The sequence below is a fragment of the Acidovorax sp. GW823-FHT02H02 genome (assembly GCF_058797075.1).
Genome location: NZ_JBXAJH010000019.1, coordinates 13,006 through 30,851 on the forward strand (window position 1 = coordinate 13,006; position 17,846 = coordinate 30,851).

Genomic DNA, 17,846 nt, shown 5'->3' on the forward strand with positions numbered 1-17,846 from the left:
ACACCGCGTCGCCGAGGACAGCCCGTGGCCGTCCCATTGACCCAGGTCAAGGCCCGCGCGAGGCCCGCGCGGGTCCGGGACAGCAGACCCGCGCCGGGCGAAGCCTGCCCTTCAGGCGAGCCGGCAGACCTCGTCGAAGGCGAGGCGCGGCAGCCGCGGATGGACCTTGGACGGGTCGCCCTTGCCCAACGTGCAGAGCACGTTCGTCCTGACCTGCGTGCCGGGCCAGAACTGCGCGTCGACCTGGTCGGCATCGAAGCCGCTCATCGGGCCACAGTCCAGTCCGAGCGCCCGGGCCGCGATGATCAGGTAGGCGGCCTGCATCGACGAATTGCGAAACGCCGTGGCTTCGATCATGGGCGCGTTGCCCGCGAACCAGCTGCGCGCGTCGACGTGCGGCACCAGCCTGGGCAACTGCTCGTGGAACGCCATGTCCATGCCGATGATCGCCGTCACGGGCGCGGAACGCACCTTGGGCTGGTTGGCCGGGCTCACGCATTCCACGAGCCTGGCCTTCTCCGCTTCCGAACGCACGAAGACGACGCGCGCCGGCTGGCAGTTGACGGACGTCGGCCCCCATTTCATGAGGTCGTAGAGGGAACGCAGCATCGCGTCGGGCACCGGCGCGTCGAGGAAGCCGTTCTGGCTTCGCGCCTCGGTGAAGATCTGCTCGGTCGTGATGTTCATGGGAATGATGCTCCTCGGAAGAATGGTGCCGTCAGGCCGGCCCGGCCGCGGCGATGAACGTGGCCACCGCGCCCCCGGGTGCTGGCGGCGGTCTTGGGGCCCGGTCAGCGCAGGCCCAGGATCTCCGGCCCGTGGGCCATCCACCAGGCCGAGCCCCATAGCAGGTGCACGGCCGCCGACAGCGGAAGACACACCGCGAGCCAGATCCACCAGGCGCGCGGGACCCTGCGGTGCCGGACCAGGTCGTAGACGAACAGCGGCGCCACCCACAGCAGCGTGTACAGGTCGGACGCGGCCGGGCTTTCCGGGTAGGTGCCAGGCAGCGGGATGCGGTCGATGCCCGCGCCCAAGGGCCAGACCGTGGCCAGGACCAGGAGGCGCTTGTGTGTCTGCGGATCACCGGTTCGCACCCACAGGGCCCAGGCGATCAGCACGGCAAACACGACGCCGGCGCGGATCTGCGACAGGGGCCGGTTCGGGATCCACGCCTGCAGCAGTTGCAGAAGGGCGGGTTCGGTGCCGGCCGGGGGCGCCGCCAGCATCTGGTGGATCGGCCGGTCGACGACGGGCACGAGCAGGACGCCGCTGAGGACCATGGCGGGAGCCACCAGCAAGGCCAGCATGCCGAGCCGCCGGTGCAGCCAGGGCGCGCCCGTGGCCACGAGGACGGACTGCACGAGCAGAAGGGCCAGCCAGCCGCCCATCAACACGGCATGGACGTGCAGCACGGGCGGCATCGGCCCCTGCTCGCCCGCGCGCACGGAAGCGAGCTTGGCGATCGAGCTGGGGACGAAGCCCGCCAGGGCCGTGGCCACGAACAGCGCGGCCATGAAGACGAAGATCCAGCGGTCCGCGAACGCGGCACCTGCGCTCCGGGCCGGTGCGCCGCGACCCAGCTGGGCGCTGGCAATGTGGTGAGTGCTCATGGTGGCTGCCTCATGGTTCTGCGTGCCGCACGCGCACCTACAGCGGCCGTGCGGACGCCGCCGCGGCAATCGCGAGCAGCCCGGCCATGATCGCGATGTTGTTCGCGAAATGCTGGACCTCGTTCGCGCGCTCTTGGGCCGGCGCGGCCCAGAAGTTATGGTTCAGCGGGGTGATGATGGCGGTCAGGACGAGCAGGACCAGCGCCGCAGGCACGATGCCCCGGCCCAGGATCAGCGCGCCGCCGCCGGCGACCCAGACCAGGATCGTGACGATGAGCAGCGGTCCCGGCACCGGCACGCCCTTGGCCGCCATGAGTCCCGTGACCATCTTGAAGTCCTTCGCCAGGCCGAGGGCCGTGACCAGGTAGAACAGGGCGACGACGACCCTCGCAGTCGCTGCTCCCCAGACGCTGAATGTCTCCATGGATACTCCGTTCATGTTCTTGCGATGGATCCGGGCGGACCGTGCGGACACCGGTCAGCCTTCCTGCGTCTGCTGGACCAGCCCCCGGCTCAGCCCGAGCACCGGCGGGAAGTCGGGCACCGCTGCGCTCGGGCGTGCGGAGAAGCGCCGATACCAGCCCTGGAGGCTGGGGCAGTCCTCCGGGATCGGGACGCCGAACAGCTCGGTCGTGGTCTGCAGCAAGGCAAAGCCGACGCAATCGGCGGTGGTCAGACGATCGCCGGTCAGGAACGCCCCGCCCCGGTCCGCCACCATGCGCTCGAGCAGCTGCAGCTTGCCGAGCCATGCCGCCATCCCGGCCCGCGCGACCGCCTTGTCCTGCGCCACCTCGGCCGCGAACAGCCGGCTGCCGTTGAAGGCCCAGATCCGCAGATAGACGGTGGCCTCCTCGATGACGGTGATGAACTCCCGCGTGCGCGCGCGCTCCACCGGGGTCGCGCCGATCAGGTCGGGCGAAGGGAAGCGTTCCTCCAGGTACTCCAGGATGGCGAGCGAGGAGCCGATGACCTGCCCGTCGCCGATGTCGAGCGCCGGGACGGTGCCGGCGATCGTCACGCCTTCGATGATGCGCCGCGTCCTGTCCGGCGGCGGGGCGACCTGCACGCGTTCGATGCCCTCGATGCCCTTCTCGGCAAGGTAGACGCCGACGCGGCGGGGATGGATGGACCAGGGTACTTCGTACAGCTTCATGATGGCTTGTCTCCGGCGAGGCTCAATGGGGCGTGACTGGCAGGAGGCGTCCCAGCGAGCCGTCGCCCCAGCCGAGGATGTCCTGGTCGCCGGACGAGAACATGTCGAACACCTTGCCGATGACCACGTCGTGCGTTCCGTACTGCGCGACCTGCTCGATCCTGCAGAAGATGCTCGCCGGCGCGTCGTCGAGATACCAGAGCCCCTCGTGGACCTTCCATGCCGGGTCCTTGAAGCGCTGCTCCCGCAGCCTGGGGTCGCAGAAGGGCCGGAAGTGCGGCTCCGTGGCGCTGTTGAGCAGGTTCACGCAGAACAGGCCGGCCGCGCGGACATGCCGGTACGCCGATCCGTCGCGGTTGATCGAGATGGCCATCGAGCAGGGTTCGAGGGCCACGGGCATGATGGCCGACATGGCCAGCCCGACCGGCTCTCCGAACTCGTCGAAGCTGGTGACGATGCTCACGGGCGCGGGGGTGAAGCGCAGCACGCGCTTGAGCCGGTCCGGGATTTCCGGGGGCTTGGCGATTTCAATCAATTGGGTCATCTTGGGAGCTCTTGTGGGTGGGGGCGCCAGCGGCACGGGCCGACGCCATGTGCGACGGCAGGGCCGGCCGCGCGGCCGGGTTGTCTTCAGGGGCTAACCGCGCTTGAGGGCCAGCAGGCCGGCATCCTTGCCCGCCAGCGTCGCATTGAGCGCAGCGTGGTTGGCCGCCGCCCGGACGTCGCGCAGCGCGCGTGACAGGCGGTTGTTGTAGATCCCCTGGCCCCCGCTGAGCTCGAATACCCGCTCGAGCGCGCCGAGGCACAGCCTGGAAATCGTGGAGGTTGCCGAGCGGTTGCGCAGGATCTGCTCGGGCGGCATCGCCTGCCCGCTCAGCACGATGGGCTCGCACTCGCACGTGATCTTCTGGAGCAGTTCCCAGGCATAGGTCACGTCCCCGACCGCGCTGCCGACCACCGTCTGGAACAGCTCCAGCTCCGCCGGCGGCCGCCCGCCGAACTTGCCGGGGCTGTTGCGGATGCTCTCCACGAAACTGTCGATGCCGCCGCGCGCCGCGCCAACCATCGCGCTCTGGAGGCTGTGCGGCGCCAGGCCGCTGAAGAAGTCTTGCAGGTCGACCACGCGCACCTCGGGCACGAAGGCCCCGGCGACCTCCAGTGTCTTGCTGCCGGTGCCCGCGAGGCCCATCACGAACCAGTCGTCGTGGATCGCATAGTCGCTGCGGGGGACCAGGAACAGCTTGCGCGCCGGTGCCCCCTTCTCGTCGAGGACCACGCCGCCGAGCAAGGCCCAGCTCGCATGGTCGGTGCCGCTCGAGAAGGGCGACTTGCCGCTGATCTCGTAGCCCCCATCGACCTTCCTCGCCTGCAGCGTGGGAGCGAATGCGGAGGAAACCAGGGCCTTCCTGTCATCGCCCCAGACCGCGGCCTGCGCTTCGGCGGGGAAGGTGCCCACCACGACGGAGTGGCCCGCCAGCACGCAGTAGATCCAGCCGGTCGAGCCGCAGCCGCGCGCGAGCTCGTAAACCAGTTCGTACAGTTCGTGGAAGCTGCGGCCCAGTCCGCCCCACTGCGGCGGCTGCACGAGCCGCATCAGGTCCGCATCGTAGAGCTCGGCGATGGTCTCGCGCGGAATGCAGCGCTCGCGGTCCGTCTGCTCGGCGCGCGCCTCCGCCTTGCGGCTGATCCGGCGGGCGCGCTCCAGGAGCTCGGCGTGCGATGGCGCCGCGGCGGCGGTGGCGCTCGCCTTCGGCGAGGGATTCAGTACAGCGTTGTTTGACATCTCGGATTCCTTTTTCAATCTGGTTCAACGACTCGCGCCTGGCACTGCCGAGCGCGCGGCGGGACGCGGCGACGGGAGGGCGGAGCCATCCCGCCGCAAGGTCGCCCGCCCTCGCCCGGGGCTCAGAAGAGCGGGTAGGTCAGCGGCAGGCCGAGGTGGTGTTTGCCGTGCAGTTCGCGGGTCGCGTCCCAGTCGACGAATGCATGGACCGACACGGTGTTGAGATCACGCCAGATGCGCTGCAGCGCCTGGTCGTTGTGGAAGCTGGACGCCCCCGAGGCGCCCATCATGGCGTTCACGGTTTCCCGGCTGTGCTTCGAGATGAAGGCCGTCAGCCCCTTCAGCTTCAAACGCTCGTCCACGGTGAATGGACGGCCGGCCAGGATCTCGGCGGCGTGGCCGTAGACGGCACGCGCCAGCTCGTCGGCGGCACGGGTGGCGATCTGGAACTCGCCCAGCATGATCTGGGCATGCTGCTGCTCCTTAACCACCGCCCCGGTGAAGTTGCGGACCCGGCGCTCGACGGTTTCCTCGTAGGCCCGCAAGGCCCCCTTCAGGCACCCGACGATCACCGGAGCGAAGGTGCAGTACACCAGCACGAAGAAGGGAATCGAGTACAGCGGGTTGTCGTAAAGGCGGGACCCCGCCGTCGGACCTTCGTAGAACTCGCCCATGGCGGCCGAACGGTGGTCCGGCACGAACACATTGGTGGCGACGTAGTCGTTGCTGCCGGTTCCCGACATGCCGGCGAAGTGCCAGTTGTCCTCGACCTGGACCTGCGCCACGGGCAGCAGAAAGCCGCGCTGCTGGCCATCCTCGGCCATGCCGCCGATCATGACCCAGTCGGCATGCATCACACCCGACCCCCACAGCGCCCGCCCGCTCAACTCCCAGCCGCCGTCCACCTTGCGCGCCTTCATGTTGGGGGCCGAGGCCGCCGGCAGCAGCACATAGCCCTTCTTCCCGAACAGCTCCTCGTGCGCCCGCTCCGGGAACTTCGGCACATAGATGTTGTGCATGATGTAGAAGGCGGCGATCCAGCCCGTCGAAGGGCAGGCCTCGCTGATGATCTCGATCACCTCCAGCGCGGTGGACAGGCTCGCTTCGGCGCCGCCCCAGCGCTTGGGCACGAACATCTGCACGATACCCGTCTCGATCAGTTCCTGGATGGAATCGTCGTGCGGCTTGCGCCGGACCGCCGCCTCGGCAGCACGGGCTCGGATGCGCGGAGCGATCTCTCTCGCGCGCTGGATCAATTCGGAATCAGTATTTGGCATTCTCGGCACCTTCTAAGGACGTGGAGTACGGGAGACTCCTCCGCCTGCGGCGGGGCCGGGCGGGACTCAGGACCGAGTGAGGTCATGCGCGGCCGGGCTCTTTTGCTTTCGCGGCCCGGTCCTTCGCAAGCGGAGTTGTCTCTTGGTGCATAGCATCTCAGCACCCCCTCCAGCACGCCATCCGCTTTTTGCAGCGGCTATCCCGGGTCTACATCTTCTTGATGTGTGTCGGGTTCCTCGGCCCCGTCCATGGCACATCGCATGTGCCGTGTGCCAGCGCGCGGGGCGCGCCGGCCGCGGAGCGCGTCGGGCCTCGATCCGGGCAGGAAGCCAGGGCACCCGCCGCGCAGCGGCTCCTCCTCCTTCCCGGGCGCCCGCTCGGCCGGAGAGTGCCTTGCCCGGCACGCTGCCGCCACAAGCGGGCGGAGTCCGGCTTCACTACCGGCAGGGCTGCGGCAACCGCCCCCTCGGGGGCTGCGGGATGTCCCGATGCCACTTCCCCGCGCTTCATGGTATTTTGGATTGATATGAGCTAGATCATTTTCAATCATGATCATTTTTTTGGGTTCGCCTGCATTGAAGCCGGTGCCTTGGGCGAGCCACGCAAGGCAGCCGGCGGGCGGAAGGTGCTGACGAGAAGATGCCCGGACGCGCGTCGATGCGCCGCACGGGTCGACCGACAAGGAGACAAGGGATGCCAAGTTCCGGGTTTGCGGAGACCTTCCGGTCCCAGGCACTGCTGTCGCGCCAGCTGTTTCAAACGCACGACCCCGACGAGGCCCGCAGCCGCGTCGGCGAGGTGCTTTCGCCGCACGAGCTCCGGGTCCTGGACACCGGGGACGCCGTGGACACGCGCATGTACCGCGTCACGCTGGGATCGATTTCGCTGCACCGCCTCAGCTACGGCGCCGCCGTGGAGGTCCGCCCCGGACGCATGGAGAACGCCTACCTGGTTCAGATGCCGATCTCGGGCTCGTGCGTCGTGCGCTGCGGAGACACCACCGTCGATTCCAGCCCGGGCGTGGGCACCGTGGTCACGCCCACCGAGCCGCTGCACCTGCTGGGGCACAAGGGGTGCGACCAGATCATCGTGCAGATCGACCGCTCCCTGCTGGAGCGGCATTGCGGACAGCATCTCGGACGGGACCTGTCGAAGCCGGTGAAGTTCGCCCCCAGGATGGCGCTCGATGGTTCCCAGATCGAGCCCTGGCGCCGCCTGATCGAGCTTCTGGTGAGCGAGGCGGCCCACGACAGCGGCATGCTGGCGTCGCCGGCGGCGCGATCCAACCTGGAGCAGATGCTGGTCAGCGCCCTGCTGTTCGGACAGTCGAACAGCCTCAGCGACGAACTGCGGCGCCCGACGCCGCCGATGGCCCCCTACTACGTGCGCCGCGCCGAGGAGTACATCCACGCCCATGCAGGCGAGCAGGTCAGCATCGCGGACGTCGCGGAACACGCGGGCGTGAGCATCAGCGCTCTCTATTCCGGCTTCAAGAATTTCCGCGACACGAGCCCCGCGGCGTTCCTGAAGTCGATCCGCCTCCAACGCGTTCGCGCCGAACTGCTCGAGGGGGCTTCCCGCGACGAGACGGTCACCGGGGTGGCGATGCGCTGGGGATTCACGCACCTGGGCCACTTCACCGCCGCCTACAAGCACAAGTTCGGCGAAGCGCCGTCCCAGACGCTGCGCCGCTCCATTCGCTGACGGGCGGGCGCGTGCCAGCCCCGGCGGCGGCCGGGCCGCGAGAGGCCCAGCCCACCCCGTCCTGCTCAATCCAGCAGCGCCGCCTTCAGGTCCCGCCAGCTCCGCGCATCGGGCGCGCAGATCAGCCCGCCTGACATGTGCGCGGGGAGAAAAGGCGAGCCATCGAAATGCGCGCTGTGCCCGCCGGCTTCGCGGTGCAGCAGCCAGCCCGCGGCGTGGTCCCAGGGCATCAGCTTGTTGTAGAACAGCGCGTGGACCTGCCCGGCCGCCGCAAGCCGGTACTCGTGCGCCGCGCAACGCAGCCAGCAGGTGGTCGACAGCGAGGACAGGCGCTGGTTCACGCGCGTGCGCAGCGGCTCGGGCAGGAAGTTGGTGCCGATGACGCCGTCCATCTGGTCCGGGGGCACCGGTGCAGCCACCCGCAGATCGATGCGGCGCCCGCCGCCTTCATGTTCGAGCCATGCGCCGCCGCTCCTGAACGCGTAGGCCGTGCTGCCGGTCACCGGATCGTGGATCGCGCCGGCCATGATCTCTCCGCGCACCACCGCAGCGGCCATGACGCCGAACAGCGGAAGACCGCTGGCGAAATTGCGGGTGCCGTCGAGCGGATCGACCACGAAGGCCAGGTCGCGGCCGCCGATGCGCTCCAGCAGTTCCGGGTCGCGGCCGGCCGCTTCCTCGCCCACGATGAGCGCGCCCGGGAACCGGCGCGCCAGGTCGCTGGCGATCGCCGCCTCGGAGCGTTCATCCGCCAGCGTGACCACGTCGAATGCCGAGGTCTTGCGCGCTATCTGGTCCGGCGCGAGGCGGTTGAAGCGCGGCATCAGCTCGGCCTGTCCCGCCGCCTGCAGCACCTTGCCCATCCATAACAGGTCATCCATCGAAAACGCCATATGCCAGCCTCCTTGCGGCGTTTCAGTGTTGGCCCCGCACGGGCAGCGGCAATGCGTGCAGCGGGTCCCTTCCTTGCGGCCGCGCGCGCAGCGGGGCCAGGCCACGCTTCCATGGCGATGCCGCGTACGTGCGGGACGGCGGGGCACCTGTGCCTCCGGATCCACCCGAGCGCATGCGCGCGCAGGCCGCTCCTTCGCGGTCGACCGGCGCCGTGCGCTCGCGGGACGCTACGCCGGGGAGCGCGGATGCTGGCTTCCTTGGTCCGCGATCCAGCGGCGCACGTCCTCGGCCCGCCACGCGGTGACCCGGGGCGACAGCTTCACGGGCGCAGGGAAGCTGCCGCTGTCGACGCGGCGCCACAGGGTCGACTTCGAGATGGGCACGAACACCAGCACCTGGCGTTCGCGCAGAAACCCCGTCTCGGGCAGCACGGCAGGACGTTCGGATGGGTAGGTCATGGTTCGACTCCTACACCGGCAAGGCCGGTCGGTGGCCGACCCGCTCGTTCACGTGGGGCTAGGTCAGGATGACACCCACGCTAGGGACGCAACACGCTGGCGCACACCGTGGACGTCCCCTGGACGGTGTGGCGATCGACAAGTTCATGGCCGCGCTCGGCGGACGCCTCTGGTCACCGCGGCGAGCGACGGCAGACCATCCGGCGGCGGGCAGGCGCGAGGAAGAGAATTCGCAAGCAGCTCCAGGGCTGGAGGGTCGAGGAGATCCAGCTGTCCCCGCCCGAAGTCACCGCGGAGAACACGGGCGCATGCGGGCTGCCGGAACCATATCGCGCCTGCGCCAAGAGGCATAGGGTGCCGGGCCGCGGCGCCACGTCCTAGCACCGAATGCCACGCCGCGGGAGACAAGTCGGAGTGACTTCCCGCAGCGGACCTTGTCTCGTGTCGGCGCAGTCGTTCCCTCGCCCTCGCCTGGGGAGAATGCGGCAGGCTCGAAAGACAGCGGCGGCAGGCATCTCGCGCGCGGAGCCGAAGGAATCCGAGCGCATCGGTGCGGCAGGGCTTTTATAAAACCAAAAAGAATATCAAGCTTCTCGTCCATACGAATCGAGATATACTCAAACCAGTTCAACTGGCTGTTCCCAGCAGCCACGACAACGCCCGCCGAAGGCGCCACATCGTCCCGCGCGGCTAGCTTTTGCGGCTATTGCCGCCCGGTGGGTCTGTAGAGCTGCAGCCTATCCCGTTTCTCCATGCTCATGCAGGTCCATTCCAGCCTGCGTTGCCGACTGAACCCGATTCCAAATACCGCCATTCCCATGGGCAAGTACGTCGTTTCGCCCGCGACACACCAGACCGACTGTGGCCGCTTCCGCGCCTCCGTCTCGGTCCAACGCTCTCAAGGCAACGGCAGCTACTGTCGAGTGTTCCGCTTTGACAGAGCCTTTGCCTCTCGCGAAGCCGCGCGAATCTTCGCAGTCACCCAAGGCTGGCTGCAAACGTGCATGCAGCACCCTCCGGCGTGCTGAGCAACTGCGCCCCACCGCGTCCCTTCCATCCGTCCGCATGTGGCCTCCACATGCACATCCCTAGCGCAAACGGCGCGCCCTTGCGCGCGCCCCATGAATAAAGGCTTTTCCATGTCCAGCAAGATCTATGTAGGCAACCTCCCCTACTCCGTCACCGATTCCAGCCTGCAGAGCAACTTTGCCGAGTTCGGCAGCGTCGCCTCCGCCAAGGTCATGACGGACCGTGAGACCGGCCGTTCCAAGGGCTTCGGCTTTGTCGAGATGGCTTCCGCCGAGAACGCCCAGGCCGCCATCAGCGCTTTGCACGGCAGGTCCGTCGATGGACGCTCGATCGTCGTCAACCTGGCTCGCCCCCGCGAAGAGGGTCGTGGTGCGGGTGGCCATGGTGCCCAGGGCTACCGTGCAGCCGGCCGTTCGGATGTCGGCTACGGCGATGGCGGCTACGGCGGTGGTCGCTACTGAACCCAGCCGCACCGCAGAAAGACCGGCCCATCTGGGCCGGTTTTTTTCGCCTCCACCGGCCCGCTGTGGACCGCCGCCCAGCCTCTGGGCCGATGGCGCTGTGCCCCATCCTCGTTCGGTCCCTTCAAGGGTCTGCGCGCTTGTCCGCGGCGATGCGGACGCGATTGCGCCGCCTCGTTGCCGTTCGTGATCGCTGCACTATTCCCGCGGCACCACCTCGGCCGGGGGATCCACCGGCGCGCCTGCGTCCGCAGTCGGCGGGGTACCCGATAGGGCAGCCGTGTCGCCCCCCGGCTGGGCGCCGGGCTGACTGCCAGCCTCCCCGTTCGCTTCCGGGGCTGCCGGCTTGCGGCGCACACGCTTGAGTACGGACGGACCCATGGCGTGCTCCATGGCCTCGTGCGCAGCGTCAGCCCCGCTCCCTGGTTCCGCCGCCGGGAGGATGGGATCGGGCTCGCCCCCGGACTGGCTGGCATTGCCGACGTCGAGCGCGGCGGCATCGTCCATGCGCGGTTCGCCGGCCGCTGGCGCAACCGGCCGAGGGGCCACCTCGCCCAGATCTCCATCACGCGCCCCCATTGCATTCATGCGCCTGCGCAGACCGGTGGCCTGCCGGCGCGCCGAATTGGCGATGTCCTTGATCTGGCGCTTCAGCGCGGCGCGCTGGATGTCCAGCTCCTGGGTGCTGATGACCTCATGGATCTCCAGCGTCTGCAGCAAGGGCATCAGCTGGTCGAGCTGGTTGAGCACCTCGAGGTACCGCCGCCCGCTCGAGGACAGGATGCCGACCTCGATCTCCAGCGGCTGCGTGTCATAGGTCGCGAAGCTGCTGATCCCATGGGCCTTGAAGAGGGCCTCCGCGCCGTCGAGCGCCTGGTTGAGCCTGTTCTTGACCGCGTCGATGTCGGCGCGCAGCGAGGTCTCCTCCCTCTCGACGTCCTGGTGGTCGATGCGCGTGCGCGCGATCACGGAAATGAAGTGGGCGTTGAGCTGCAGCGTGTTGAACATGCGCACGAACAACCGCTTGGCCTCCGCGCTCGTGAAATGCGTGCGGACCTTCAGGCTCGCCGCCTCGACCCTGCGGAAGTCGGCCTTGGCCTCCCGCGCCAGGATGCGGGCGTTGACCGCGCCCTGGTCCGTCTTCACGATCTGGATATCAGCCATCGCCGCCTCCGGTGCTTCGGTTCCTGCGGCCGATCTTCGGCGCCCGCCGCGCGCGCCGCCACCCGAAATCCAACCCGAATCCGGCGCATTTCGGCGACAGCCCGCGCGGGCGGCGCCGGGCGCCTTGACCCCGCCCCGCCGTCCCGCTACGGTGCTGTCCAACGGTAGCTGGCCCGCGGGCCCGGCCCGGCGGACACCCCGACCGGACGGATCCCGACTGCGAGCCCTGGAGCATTGGCCGCGCGCACGTCCGCGGCACCGGCAGGAACAGGCTTTCGAGGCAAGCGCCTGGCCTTGCGCCGAAAGCTCTTTCCGACCGGTAGCTGGCACACCGATCACGGCGGATCACCCGCCTACCTACAAACCAGCCTGGGTCCATTGACCCGCGAGCCTCGGCGCCATGCCGAGAGTATTCACCCCGAGGGGCACCCGCCCCTCACGGGGATTGGGCTGCCTCCTCCCTTCCTGGAGTCAGCCATGCCGACAAGCATTGCATCCCGCCGCCCGCGCGCGCCAGCGTCCGCGGACGTCTTCTACATCCTCCCCAGCACCGCGCTGGCGGGTGCCTCGATCGTCGGGGCGCCCGACTGGTCCGACATCGATCCCGACGGCGACGACGACGCGCACGAATGGACGGTGGAAGAGATCGTGTATCTCCATTGGCGCCTGCTCAAGGACGTGCGCGATCTGGCGAACACGAGAACGCCGCTGGACGAGAAGCTCGCGACCCTGGGCTGGATCTTTACCGACCCGGAAAAGGACCGCCTCCCCTTCTCGTTCGTCAACTGCCTGCGCGTGGTGGGCTGCAGCCCGCTCTCGCCCATCGCCTATTGCGGCCGGGTGGACAGCGAGGAGATCCGCGATCACATCGCGCGCAACGTGAAGGGGTGGCTGATGGAGTCGCTCGCACGCTACCCGCGCTGGGTGGCGGAGGCGTTCGCAAGCAACCCGGGCTGGATCGAGGCTCGGCTCGCCCGGAACCCCCAGTGGATCAACGAGCAGATCAAGTGGCTCTCGTTCCAGGGCGACCTCTTCGCCTGATCCCCCTCTTCCTGGAGCCCGCGGACGCGGGCTCCGCAACCCAAGGAGATGCCATGTCTTCATTCGAAATCATGCTGTGCCTCGTGCTCGTGCTGGCCGCCTACGGCGTCGCCGCGCGATGGGACGACGAGGCAGCGCGGGCCGCCCGCGCCGAGTCCCGGTGCACGGCCTCGGCTGCCGCGCCGTTCCCCGGCGCGGGCCCGGCCCGGCGCCGGTGCGCAGACCTCCCCGCCAGGGAAACCTCCGGACAGGGGGTGGAGCCATGACACAGGCAGCCACCTTCGCGCGCTCCCGGCCGCTGGTGCCGGTCTGCGACACCGCGGAACTCGAGTTCCTCATCAAGGAAAGCGAGATCGTCACGGGCATCGCCGGCCGGACCTTCGTGGTCCTCGGCTCGCGCATCCAGTCCTACCGCATCGCACTGCGGCCCAGCGGCTACCTGCTGCGTTCGCAGGACGGCGAGGCCATGGCTGCCGACACGCGGTACGTGAGCGCCGCCGACTGGCCGGACCACCCGGTGTCGCGGGCGCTGCAGGCCGGCCTGCTGTTCACGTTCGAGATCGGCCGTTAGGCCAGCGCCATTGCCGCGCGGGAGGTCCGGTCCCCGGGGCCGCCTGCGCGGGCGCCACATCCATTGGAGGAAAAACATGCATCGCATAGAACCACTTGGGCAGCCCGCACGCGCGCGGCCGCCCGGAACGCACAGGACGTCGCCATGACGGAGACGGAATACGAGCTGCGCATCGAGGACGTCAAGGCACGCGCCCACGGCCGCTGGGACGAGATCCTGCGCTGCCTGGGCGTGGACGAGCGCATCCTCAAGCACAAGAACCTGCCGTGCCCCCTGTGCGGCGGCACGGACCGGTTCCAGTACACGGACCGATACGGCGAAGGCAACTACCACTGCCGCAACCGGGATTCTTGCGGGCCGGGCGGTGGCTTCAAGCTGCTGCAGGCTCTCAAAGGCTGGGACTTCGTCACCACGCTCAAGAAGGTCAACGAGTGCGTCGGCGGCCTGCCCGCCGCGACCGCGTCCCACGCGCAGCCGGCCGGCGCCGAGCGCATGCTGCTGCTCGCGCGCCGCATCTGGGACGAAGGCCTGCAGATCCGGCGGGGCGACGAGGTGGACCGCTATCTCTGCGGCCGCGGGCTCGGGATGGACGTCTATCCGAGCGCGCTGCGCTACCACCCGCGCCTGGGCTACTACGAGCGCGGTGCCGACGGCAAGACCCGCCGCGTGGCCGAGTACGCCGCGATGCTCGCGCGCATCGACGGGCCGGACGGCCAGCTGGTGTCGCTGCACCGCACCTACCTGAGCGGCGGGCGCAAGGCGGCCCTGCCCGATGCCAAGAAGGTCCTGACCGCGGGCATCAACGGCGCGGCCATCCGCCTGTTCGAGCCCACGGAGGTGCTCGGCCTCACCGAGGGCATCGAGAACGCGATCGCGGTGCACCTGCTCAAGGACATCCCGGTCTGGCCCGGCCTGAGCGCGGGCAACCTGGAGAGGATCTGGCTGCCGGACACCGTGCGGCGGGTGCTGATCTTCGGCGACAACGACGCTGACGCCGACTTCGACGGGGAGGCCAGTTCCTACTTCCTGGCGCGCCGCCTGCGCAAGGAGGCACGGCACGGCCCCGCGCGCGAGGTCGAGGTCCACATCCCGCGCAAGCCGGGCGCCGACTGGGCCGAGGTCTGGTGGTCCATCGTGCAAAAGATGAGACGCGCCGCGTGACGGCGGGGTCCCGGCGAAGGCGCCGCCTTCCCGGGCCATCCCGGACGGGTCCGACCGGAGGTCGGACCCGCCTTCTCGGTGACTTTCGCCACAGGCGAGGTCAGCGACAAGGCATTGGAGCATCTCCCGGAGCATCGCTCCGCTGGTAGCTGCCAGACCAAGCCGCGCATCGCGCGGCGAAGGCAGCCCTGGAGTTGGCACGCGGCATCCGTCGCGCGCACCGTGAAGCGGCGAACGCCGCTTCGTTCACCACCCCGCGGGGACCGTTCCCCGAGGGGAGGCGCGTCCCCGCATTTGTCTTTGGAGATTCAAATGCGCAATGGACGAACCCTCGAGGAGCTTGCTCGCGAACTGACGCGCCAGCTCGAGACCAAGAAGGACCTGGTGCTGCCCCCGTCGGCGATGCGGCACGAGACCGACGGACAGGGCGAGACGCGCCTGGTCATCGACCATCCCGATGGCGGCCGCTTCGCCGTCACCGAGCTCGCGCGCCGCCAACTGGCCGGCAAGCTGAACATTCCCTATGCGTACTTCGAGCGCATGCGCACGGAGCAGCAGGACCTGCTGGATCGCAACGTCAACACCTGGCTGCAGTGCGACGAAGGACACAAGATGGTGCGAACCCTGGATGGCCAGGCCCGCGCCTTCCTGTCCGACCGCTACCGGCGGTTGGACAACTACGACCTGGCCAACGCGGTGATCCCGATCCTGGGCGGCCTGCCCGACGTGCGCTTCGAGTCGATGGAGCTCACGCCCACGAGGATGTACATCAAGGTCGTGGTTCCGCCGCTGGCCTACACGATGGCACCCGGCGACATCGTGCAGGCGGGCATCGCGATCACCAACTCCGAGGTCGGGCACGGCACGCTGTCGGTGCAGCCGCTGCTGTACCGCGTCCTGTGCAGCAACGGGCTGATCGTTCCCGAGCGCGCGCTGCGCAAGACCCACATCGGGCGGGCACTGGGCGCGGAGGACAATGCCGTCCAGGTCTACAAGGAAGACACGCTCCTCGCAGACGACCGGGCGTTCTTCCTCAAGGTGCGCGACGTCATCCAGGACGTGGTGGCCGAAACGACCTTCCTGGAAGCGGCCCGCAAGATGCAACGGACCCAGGGCATCCAGCTGCGCGGCGACCCCGCAAAGAGCGTGCAGGTGCTGGCCAACCGCTACGAGCTCAGCGATGGGGAGCGCGCCGGCGTGCTGCGCCATCTGGTCAGCGGCGGCGAGCTCTCCGGCTACGGGCTGGTGAATGCCGTGACGCACTTCAGCCAGGAGATCCCGGACTACGACCGGGCCACCGTGTTCGAGGAACTGGGGGGCAAGCTCATCGAGCTGCCGGCCCGCGAGTGGGAAGGCCTCGCCGCAGCAAGCTGAACCGCAGCGGCGCACGGGCATGGCCCCATCCCCGGCCCCGGGGATGGGGCCCCTCGCCGCAGTCGGCGGTGTGCGGTCAGCGCGGCGCCTGCCGCGCCGAGCCCCTCCAGAACTTGCGGACCTGGATGACGCCCTCGACCCGTCCGAGCACCTTGAGCTGACGCCGGGTGCTTTCGGCGGCGTCCTTGATGACCGTCTCCGGATACCGGGTGTTGGCACAGCCCAGCACCAGGCCCGTGCCCGGCCGGTATTCGAGCGTGCGCACGAGTTCGCGCCCGTCGCAGGCGATCAGATAGTTCCCGTTGCCGCGGAACTCGGTGACCGCGAAATCGACGAACAGCGTGTCGCCATCTGCGATGTCCGGCTCCATATCGTCGCCGTGCATCCGCCTGGCGCAGCAGCCATACATCTGGTCGCGCACCTCGCTCGCCACATCCTGCACCCACTCCTCCGGCTCGCCGTCCGGCGCGGCGGCGGGTTCCGTCGGGGCCAGGGCCTGGCGCAGGGACCGCTTCTCGCCCAGCAGCCCCAACAGCCACGAGGGGTCGCCGTCCATGCCCGTGCACAGCAGCTTGAAAGAGGCGAGGTCCGGCAATCCCGGCGCCGTGCAGTCGATCCAGCGGCGCGTGGTCTGGTAGGCCCGGCCGGTGATCTCCGCCAGGTGCACGGCCTGCTTGTGCCCTTCCGGGATCCGGGCATCGCGCAGGCGCTCTAGCAGCCGGGCCTTCAGGCTGACGGACAGCGCCGCGTCCTCGTCGGCGCGCCCATCCGCTGCCTGCACTTCCAGTTCCCGGGATTTGGTCCTCGATGTCTTGTTCATTTCGCTCTTTGCCATGCCACCCAGCTTTGCCACGATTTCGTGACCGTCAACCGCTCCATCGTCCGCCGCCACCCCGAATCTGCCGGTTTCCAGGCCACATCGGTACCTGTCGAAACAATTTAGAGCAATTTCTATTGAAAAAATCACACTTCAGAGCATAAGCTCTAACCTGCCTGCACGCGCATGCAGGCGGAACCTGGCGCGAACCTGCCTGCAGCCAATCGGCGCCGAGCACGGCACGTCACCTCGCCCCCAGGGGGCACACCAAGGAGGAGGTACCCATGGTCGCCATCGATCTCTCGGAGGTCCAGCTTTCCAACCTCACGCTCTTGCTGACGATGCGCGACAGCATCAGCCGCGACCCCACCCTGGCCTGCGGGCTGTTTGGACTGCGCGAGCCCGACGCCCGATACCTCGCCTCACTGTCCAGCACACAGATTCTCGCCATCGTGGCCAACGTTGGCAACGAGACCCTGTTCGCTCCGCGCGCCGACCTGTTCACCCTTCTGCGCTCGCCCCTGCCACTCGCCGGCGCCCTCTGCGCCGTCCATCCGCCTGCGCCGATCCTGCCCGCTGCTCCGGTGGCGGCCGCCGAGCAGGCGCCCTGCATGTGACTGCGACATGGTGCCGCCGCCCCCCTTGCCGACCGCTCCGGTACGCCACGCGGAGCGCCAGCTCCAGCGGCTCGGGCTCGCCAGGGAATGCGCGCAGCTCGGCGCGCGCCTGCGCACGATCGAGATCGTGAGCGGACTCCACCAGCGCCAGATCCTGCGCCTGCTCCATGCCGACCACTGCGTGCCGCCGCGCGGGCGCTCGCCCGAGACGCCGGAGTGGTACCACGGCGGCACGCTGCTGGACCGCACGGAGGCATCGGTCTTCGCAAGCCTCTACCGGCGCCTGCGCGGCCTCGACTTCGACCCGGCCCAGGCGTTGCTGGGCGCGTACCGCCACTATCGCGGCATCTGCCGGCGCACGCCCCGGCTCAGCTTCGATCGGGCTTTCGACCTGGCGCGGCACCTCGACGGCATCTGGAATGCCAAGGAGGTCTGCTTCTCCCTGGTCACCTGTGCCGTCTGCGGCAGCGAACACCTTGCCGAGGCGGGCGCCGCCGCGCACGCGGCCGGCAACTGCCCCTTCTGCAAGCTGATGGTCCGCTTTCCCCGCGACCCGCGGGTGCAGATGAGCTTTCCCACGCCACCGCTGCCGGACCCGGCCTGCCTGCAGTGGCGCCTCGCTCCGAACGCACGGCTGCACACCTCGCGCGACTGACCCTGCCGCGGCGGATCCGCCCGCGCGCCCACCTCGCCGGTTGCCGGCACCACCCCCGTACAGAGGAAGGACA

At 69.0% G+C, this 17,846-nt stretch carries 21 protein-coding genes; 10 read left to right on the forward strand and 11 right to left on the reverse strand.

Translation table 11 applies throughout. The features are described from left to right. Positions 1 to 111: 111 nt before the first annotated feature. The 7 genes from AC1RDS_RS17825 to AC1RDS_RS17855 all read right to left on the reverse strand — a co-directional run bounded on the left by AC1RDS_RS17825 (position 112) and on the right by AC1RDS_RS17855 (position 5,826). On the reverse strand, positions 112 to 687 hold the full coding sequence (locus tag AC1RDS_RS17825) for a malonic semialdehyde reductase (RefSeq protein WP_059400298.1): 576 nt from the start codon (positions 685 to 687) through the stop codon (positions 112 to 114). Positions 688 to 791: 104 nt separating this feature from the next. Beyond that, complete coding sequence (locus AC1RDS_RS17830) at positions 792 to 1,613, reverse strand: hypothetical protein (RefSeq protein ID WP_059400297.1); 822 nt, start codon at positions 1,611 to 1,613, stop codon at positions 792 to 794. Between the two features lie 37 nt (positions 1,614 to 1,650). Further along, a complete protein-coding gene (locus AC1RDS_RS17835) occupies positions 1,651 to 2,037 on the reverse strand; it encodes a DoxX family protein (RefSeq protein ID WP_059400296.1) in 387 nt (128 codons plus the stop codon). 54 nt (positions 2,038 to 2,091) lie between these two features. Then, positions 2,092 to 2,766, reverse strand: coding sequence for a glutathione S-transferase family protein (locus tag AC1RDS_RS17840; protein WP_059400295.1), 675 nt, complete (start codon positions 2,764 to 2,766; stop codon positions 2,092 to 2,094). A 22-nt stretch (positions 2,767 to 2,788) separates the two neighbouring features. Continuing rightward, a complete protein-coding gene (locus AC1RDS_RS17845; protein WP_059400294.1) occupies positions 2,789 to 3,310 on the reverse strand; it encodes a flavin reductase family protein in 522 nt (173 codons plus the stop codon). A 93-nt stretch (positions 3,311 to 3,403) separates the two neighbouring features. Continuing rightward, positions 3,404 to 4,549: an acyl-CoA dehydrogenase family protein gene (locus AC1RDS_RS17850; protein ID WP_059400293.1), complete on the reverse strand. Its 1,146-nt coding sequence runs from the start codon at positions 4,547 to 4,549 to the stop codon at positions 3,404 to 3,406. Between the two features lie 122 nt (positions 4,550 to 4,671). Next, positions 4,672 to 5,826 (reverse strand): acyl-CoA dehydrogenase family protein, encoded by a 1,155-nt coding sequence (locus AC1RDS_RS17855; RefSeq protein ID WP_082136759.1) that lies wholly within the window; start codon positions 5,824 to 5,826, stop codon positions 4,672 to 4,674. Between the two features lie 694 nt (positions 5,827 to 6,520). Here AC1RDS_RS17855 and AC1RDS_RS17860 point away from each other — a divergent pair. Next, positions 6,521 to 7,531, forward strand: coding sequence for an AraC family transcriptional regulator (locus tag AC1RDS_RS17860; protein WP_059400291.1), 1,011 nt, complete (start codon positions 6,521 to 6,523; stop codon positions 7,529 to 7,531). A 65-nt stretch (positions 7,532 to 7,596) separates the two neighbouring features. On the opposite strand, the gene AC1RDS_RS17865 is transcribed toward AC1RDS_RS17860, so the two are convergent. After that, complete coding sequence (locus AC1RDS_RS17865) at positions 7,597 to 8,424, reverse strand: inositol monophosphatase family protein (protein ID WP_059400290.1); 828 nt, start codon at positions 8,422 to 8,424, stop codon at positions 7,597 to 7,599. A gap of 228 nt (positions 8,425 to 8,652) precedes the next feature. Next, entirely contained in the window at positions 8,653 to 8,883 is a 231-nt protein-coding gene (locus tag AC1RDS_RS17870) for a helix-turn-helix transcriptional regulator (protein ID WP_059400289.1), read from the reverse strand. 818 nt (positions 8,884 to 9,701) lie between these two features. Between AC1RDS_RS17870 and AC1RDS_RS17875 the strand changes: the two genes are divergently transcribed. Further along, positions 9,702 to 9,911: a hypothetical protein gene (locus AC1RDS_RS17875; RefSeq protein WP_082136757.1), complete on the forward strand. Its 210-nt coding sequence runs from the start codon at positions 9,702 to 9,704 to the stop codon at positions 9,909 to 9,911. Between the two features lie 111 nt (positions 9,912 to 10,022). Continuing rightward, a complete protein-coding gene (rbp, locus tag AC1RDS_RS17880; RefSeq protein ID WP_059400288.1) occupies positions 10,023 to 10,373 on the forward strand; it encodes an RNA-binding regulator in 351 nt (116 codons plus the stop codon). A gap of 198 nt (positions 10,374 to 10,571) precedes the next feature. Here rbp and AC1RDS_RS17885 read toward each other — a convergent pair whose 3' ends face one another. Further along, entirely contained in the window at positions 10,572 to 11,537 is a 966-nt protein-coding gene (locus AC1RDS_RS17885) for a DUF1845 domain-containing protein (RefSeq protein ID WP_242455310.1), read from the reverse strand. A 477-nt stretch (positions 11,538 to 12,014) separates the two neighbouring features. Between AC1RDS_RS17885 and AC1RDS_RS17890 the strand changes: the two genes are divergently transcribed. The 5 genes from AC1RDS_RS17890 to AC1RDS_RS17910 all read left to right on the forward strand — a co-directional run bounded on the left by AC1RDS_RS17890 (position 12,015) and on the right by AC1RDS_RS17910 (position 15,684). After that, on the forward strand, positions 12,015 to 12,578 hold the full coding sequence (locus tag AC1RDS_RS17890; protein ID WP_059400287.1) for a hypothetical protein: 564 nt from the start codon (positions 12,015 to 12,017) through the stop codon (positions 12,576 to 12,578). 53 nt (positions 12,579 to 12,631) lie between these two features. After that, complete coding sequence (locus tag AC1RDS_RS17895; protein ID WP_059400286.1) at positions 12,632 to 12,844, forward strand: hypothetical protein; 213 nt, start codon at positions 12,632 to 12,634, stop codon at positions 12,842 to 12,844. Further along, positions 12,841 to 13,149, forward strand: a complete 309-nt coding sequence (locus AC1RDS_RS17900; RefSeq protein ID WP_059400285.1) for a hypothetical protein — start codon at positions 12,841 to 12,843, stop codon at positions 13,147 to 13,149. The genes AC1RDS_RS17895 and AC1RDS_RS17900 overlap by 4 nt, the downstream gene beginning before the upstream one ends. Before the next feature lie 144 nt (positions 13,150 to 13,293). Continuing rightward, positions 13,294 to 14,310, forward strand: a complete 1,017-nt coding sequence (locus AC1RDS_RS17905) for a DUF7146 domain-containing protein (RefSeq protein ID WP_059400284.1) — start codon at positions 13,294 to 13,296, stop codon at positions 14,308 to 14,310. Between the two features lie 312 nt (positions 14,311 to 14,622). Beyond that, complete coding sequence (locus tag AC1RDS_RS17910) at positions 14,623 to 15,684, forward strand: DUF932 domain-containing protein (protein ID WP_059400283.1); 1,062 nt, start codon at positions 14,623 to 14,625, stop codon at positions 15,682 to 15,684. Positions 15,685 to 15,760: 76 nt separating this feature from the next. Here the strand turns inward: AC1RDS_RS17910 and AC1RDS_RS17915 are convergent, their stop codons facing one another. Then, the gene (locus AC1RDS_RS17915; protein WP_162015738.1) at positions 15,761 to 16,519 is read right to left on the reverse strand and encodes a S24 family peptidase; all 759 of its coding nucleotides are present in this window, start codon (positions 16,517 to 16,519) and stop codon (positions 15,761 to 15,763) included. A 266-nt stretch (positions 16,520 to 16,785) separates the two neighbouring features. On the opposite strand from AC1RDS_RS17915, the gene AC1RDS_RS17920 reads away from it, so the two are divergent. Next, positions 16,786 to 17,118, forward strand: a complete 333-nt coding sequence (locus tag AC1RDS_RS17920; RefSeq protein WP_059400281.1) for a hypothetical protein — start codon at positions 16,786 to 16,788, stop codon at positions 17,116 to 17,118. Positions 17,119 to 17,125: 7 nt separating this feature from the next. Next, on the forward strand, positions 17,126 to 17,773 hold the full coding sequence (locus AC1RDS_RS17925; protein WP_059400280.1) for a FlhC family transcriptional regulator: 648 nt from the start codon (positions 17,126 to 17,128) through the stop codon (positions 17,771 to 17,773). Positions 17,774 to 17,846 lie beyond the last annotated feature (73 nt).

What these genes read in the sequence shown, in the direction of transcription:
- AC1RDS_RS17825 (WP_059400298.1), bottom strand. Translation starts at nt 687, where the DNA reads ATGAACATCACGACCGAGCAGATCTTCACCGAGGCGCGAAGCCAGAAC.
- AC1RDS_RS17830 (WP_059400297.1), bottom strand. Translation starts at nt 1,613, where the DNA reads ATGAGCACTCACCACATTGCCAGCGCCCAGCTGGGTCGCGGCGCACCG.
- AC1RDS_RS17835 (WP_059400296.1), bottom strand. Translation starts at nt 2,037, where the DNA reads ATGGAGACATTCAGCGTCTGGGGAGCAGCGACTGCGAGGGTCGTCGTC.
- AC1RDS_RS17840 (WP_059400295.1), bottom strand. Translation starts at nt 2,766, where the DNA reads ATGAAGCTGTACGAAGTACCCTGGTCCATCCATCCCCGCCGCGTCGGC.
- AC1RDS_RS17845 (WP_059400294.1), bottom strand. Translation starts at nt 3,310, where the DNA reads ATGACCCAATTGATTGAAATCGCCAAGCCCCCGGAAATCCCGGACCGG.
- AC1RDS_RS17850 (WP_059400293.1), bottom strand. Translation starts at nt 4,549, where the DNA reads ATGTCAAACAACGCTGTACTGAATCCCTCGCCGAAGGCGAGCGCCACC.
- AC1RDS_RS17855 (WP_082136759.1), bottom strand. Translation starts at nt 5,826, where the DNA reads ATGCCAAATACTGATTCCGAATTGATCCAGCGCGCGAGAGAGATCGCT.
- AC1RDS_RS17860 (WP_059400291.1), top strand. Translation starts at nt 6,521, where the DNA reads ATGCCAAGTTCCGGGTTTGCGGAGACCTTCCGGTCCCAGGCACTGCTG.
- AC1RDS_RS17865 (WP_059400290.1), bottom strand. Translation starts at nt 8,424, where the DNA reads ATGGCGTTTTCGATGGATGACCTGTTATGGATGGGCAAGGTGCTGCAG.
- AC1RDS_RS17870 (WP_059400289.1), bottom strand. Translation starts at nt 8,883, where the DNA reads ATGACCTACCCATCCGAACGTCCTGCCGTGCTGCCCGAGACGGGGTTT.
- AC1RDS_RS17875 (WP_082136757.1), top strand. Translation starts at nt 9,702, where the DNA reads ATGGGCAAGTACGTCGTTTCGCCCGCGACACACCAGACCGACTGTGGC.
- rbp (WP_059400288.1), top strand. Translation starts at nt 10,023, where the DNA reads ATGTCCAGCAAGATCTATGTAGGCAACCTCCCCTACTCCGTCACCGAT.
- AC1RDS_RS17885 (WP_242455310.1), bottom strand. Translation starts at nt 11,537, where the DNA reads ATGGCTGATATCCAGATCGTGAAGACGGACCAGGGCGCGGTCAACGCC.
- AC1RDS_RS17890 (WP_059400287.1), top strand. Translation starts at nt 12,015, where the DNA reads ATGCCGACAAGCATTGCATCCCGCCGCCCGCGCGCGCCAGCGTCCGCG.
- AC1RDS_RS17895 (WP_059400286.1), top strand. Translation starts at nt 12,632, where the DNA reads ATGTCTTCATTCGAAATCATGCTGTGCCTCGTGCTCGTGCTGGCCGCC.
- AC1RDS_RS17900 (WP_059400285.1), top strand. Translation starts at nt 12,841, where the DNA reads ATGACACAGGCAGCCACCTTCGCGCGCTCCCGGCCGCTGGTGCCGGTC.
- AC1RDS_RS17905 (WP_059400284.1), top strand. Translation starts at nt 13,294, where the DNA reads ATGACGGAGACGGAATACGAGCTGCGCATCGAGGACGTCAAGGCACGC.
- AC1RDS_RS17910 (WP_059400283.1), top strand. Translation starts at nt 14,623, where the DNA reads ATGCGCAATGGACGAACCCTCGAGGAGCTTGCTCGCGAACTGACGCGC.
- AC1RDS_RS17915 (WP_162015738.1), bottom strand. Translation starts at nt 16,519, where the DNA reads ATGGCAAAGAGCGAAATGAACAAGACATCGAGGACCAAATCCCGGGAA.
- AC1RDS_RS17920 (WP_059400281.1), top strand. Translation starts at nt 16,786, where the DNA reads ATGGTCGCCATCGATCTCTCGGAGGTCCAGCTTTCCAACCTCACGCTC.
- AC1RDS_RS17925 (WP_059400280.1), top strand. Translation starts at nt 17,126, where the DNA reads ATGGTGCCGCCGCCCCCCTTGCCGACCGCTCCGGTACGCCACGCGGAG.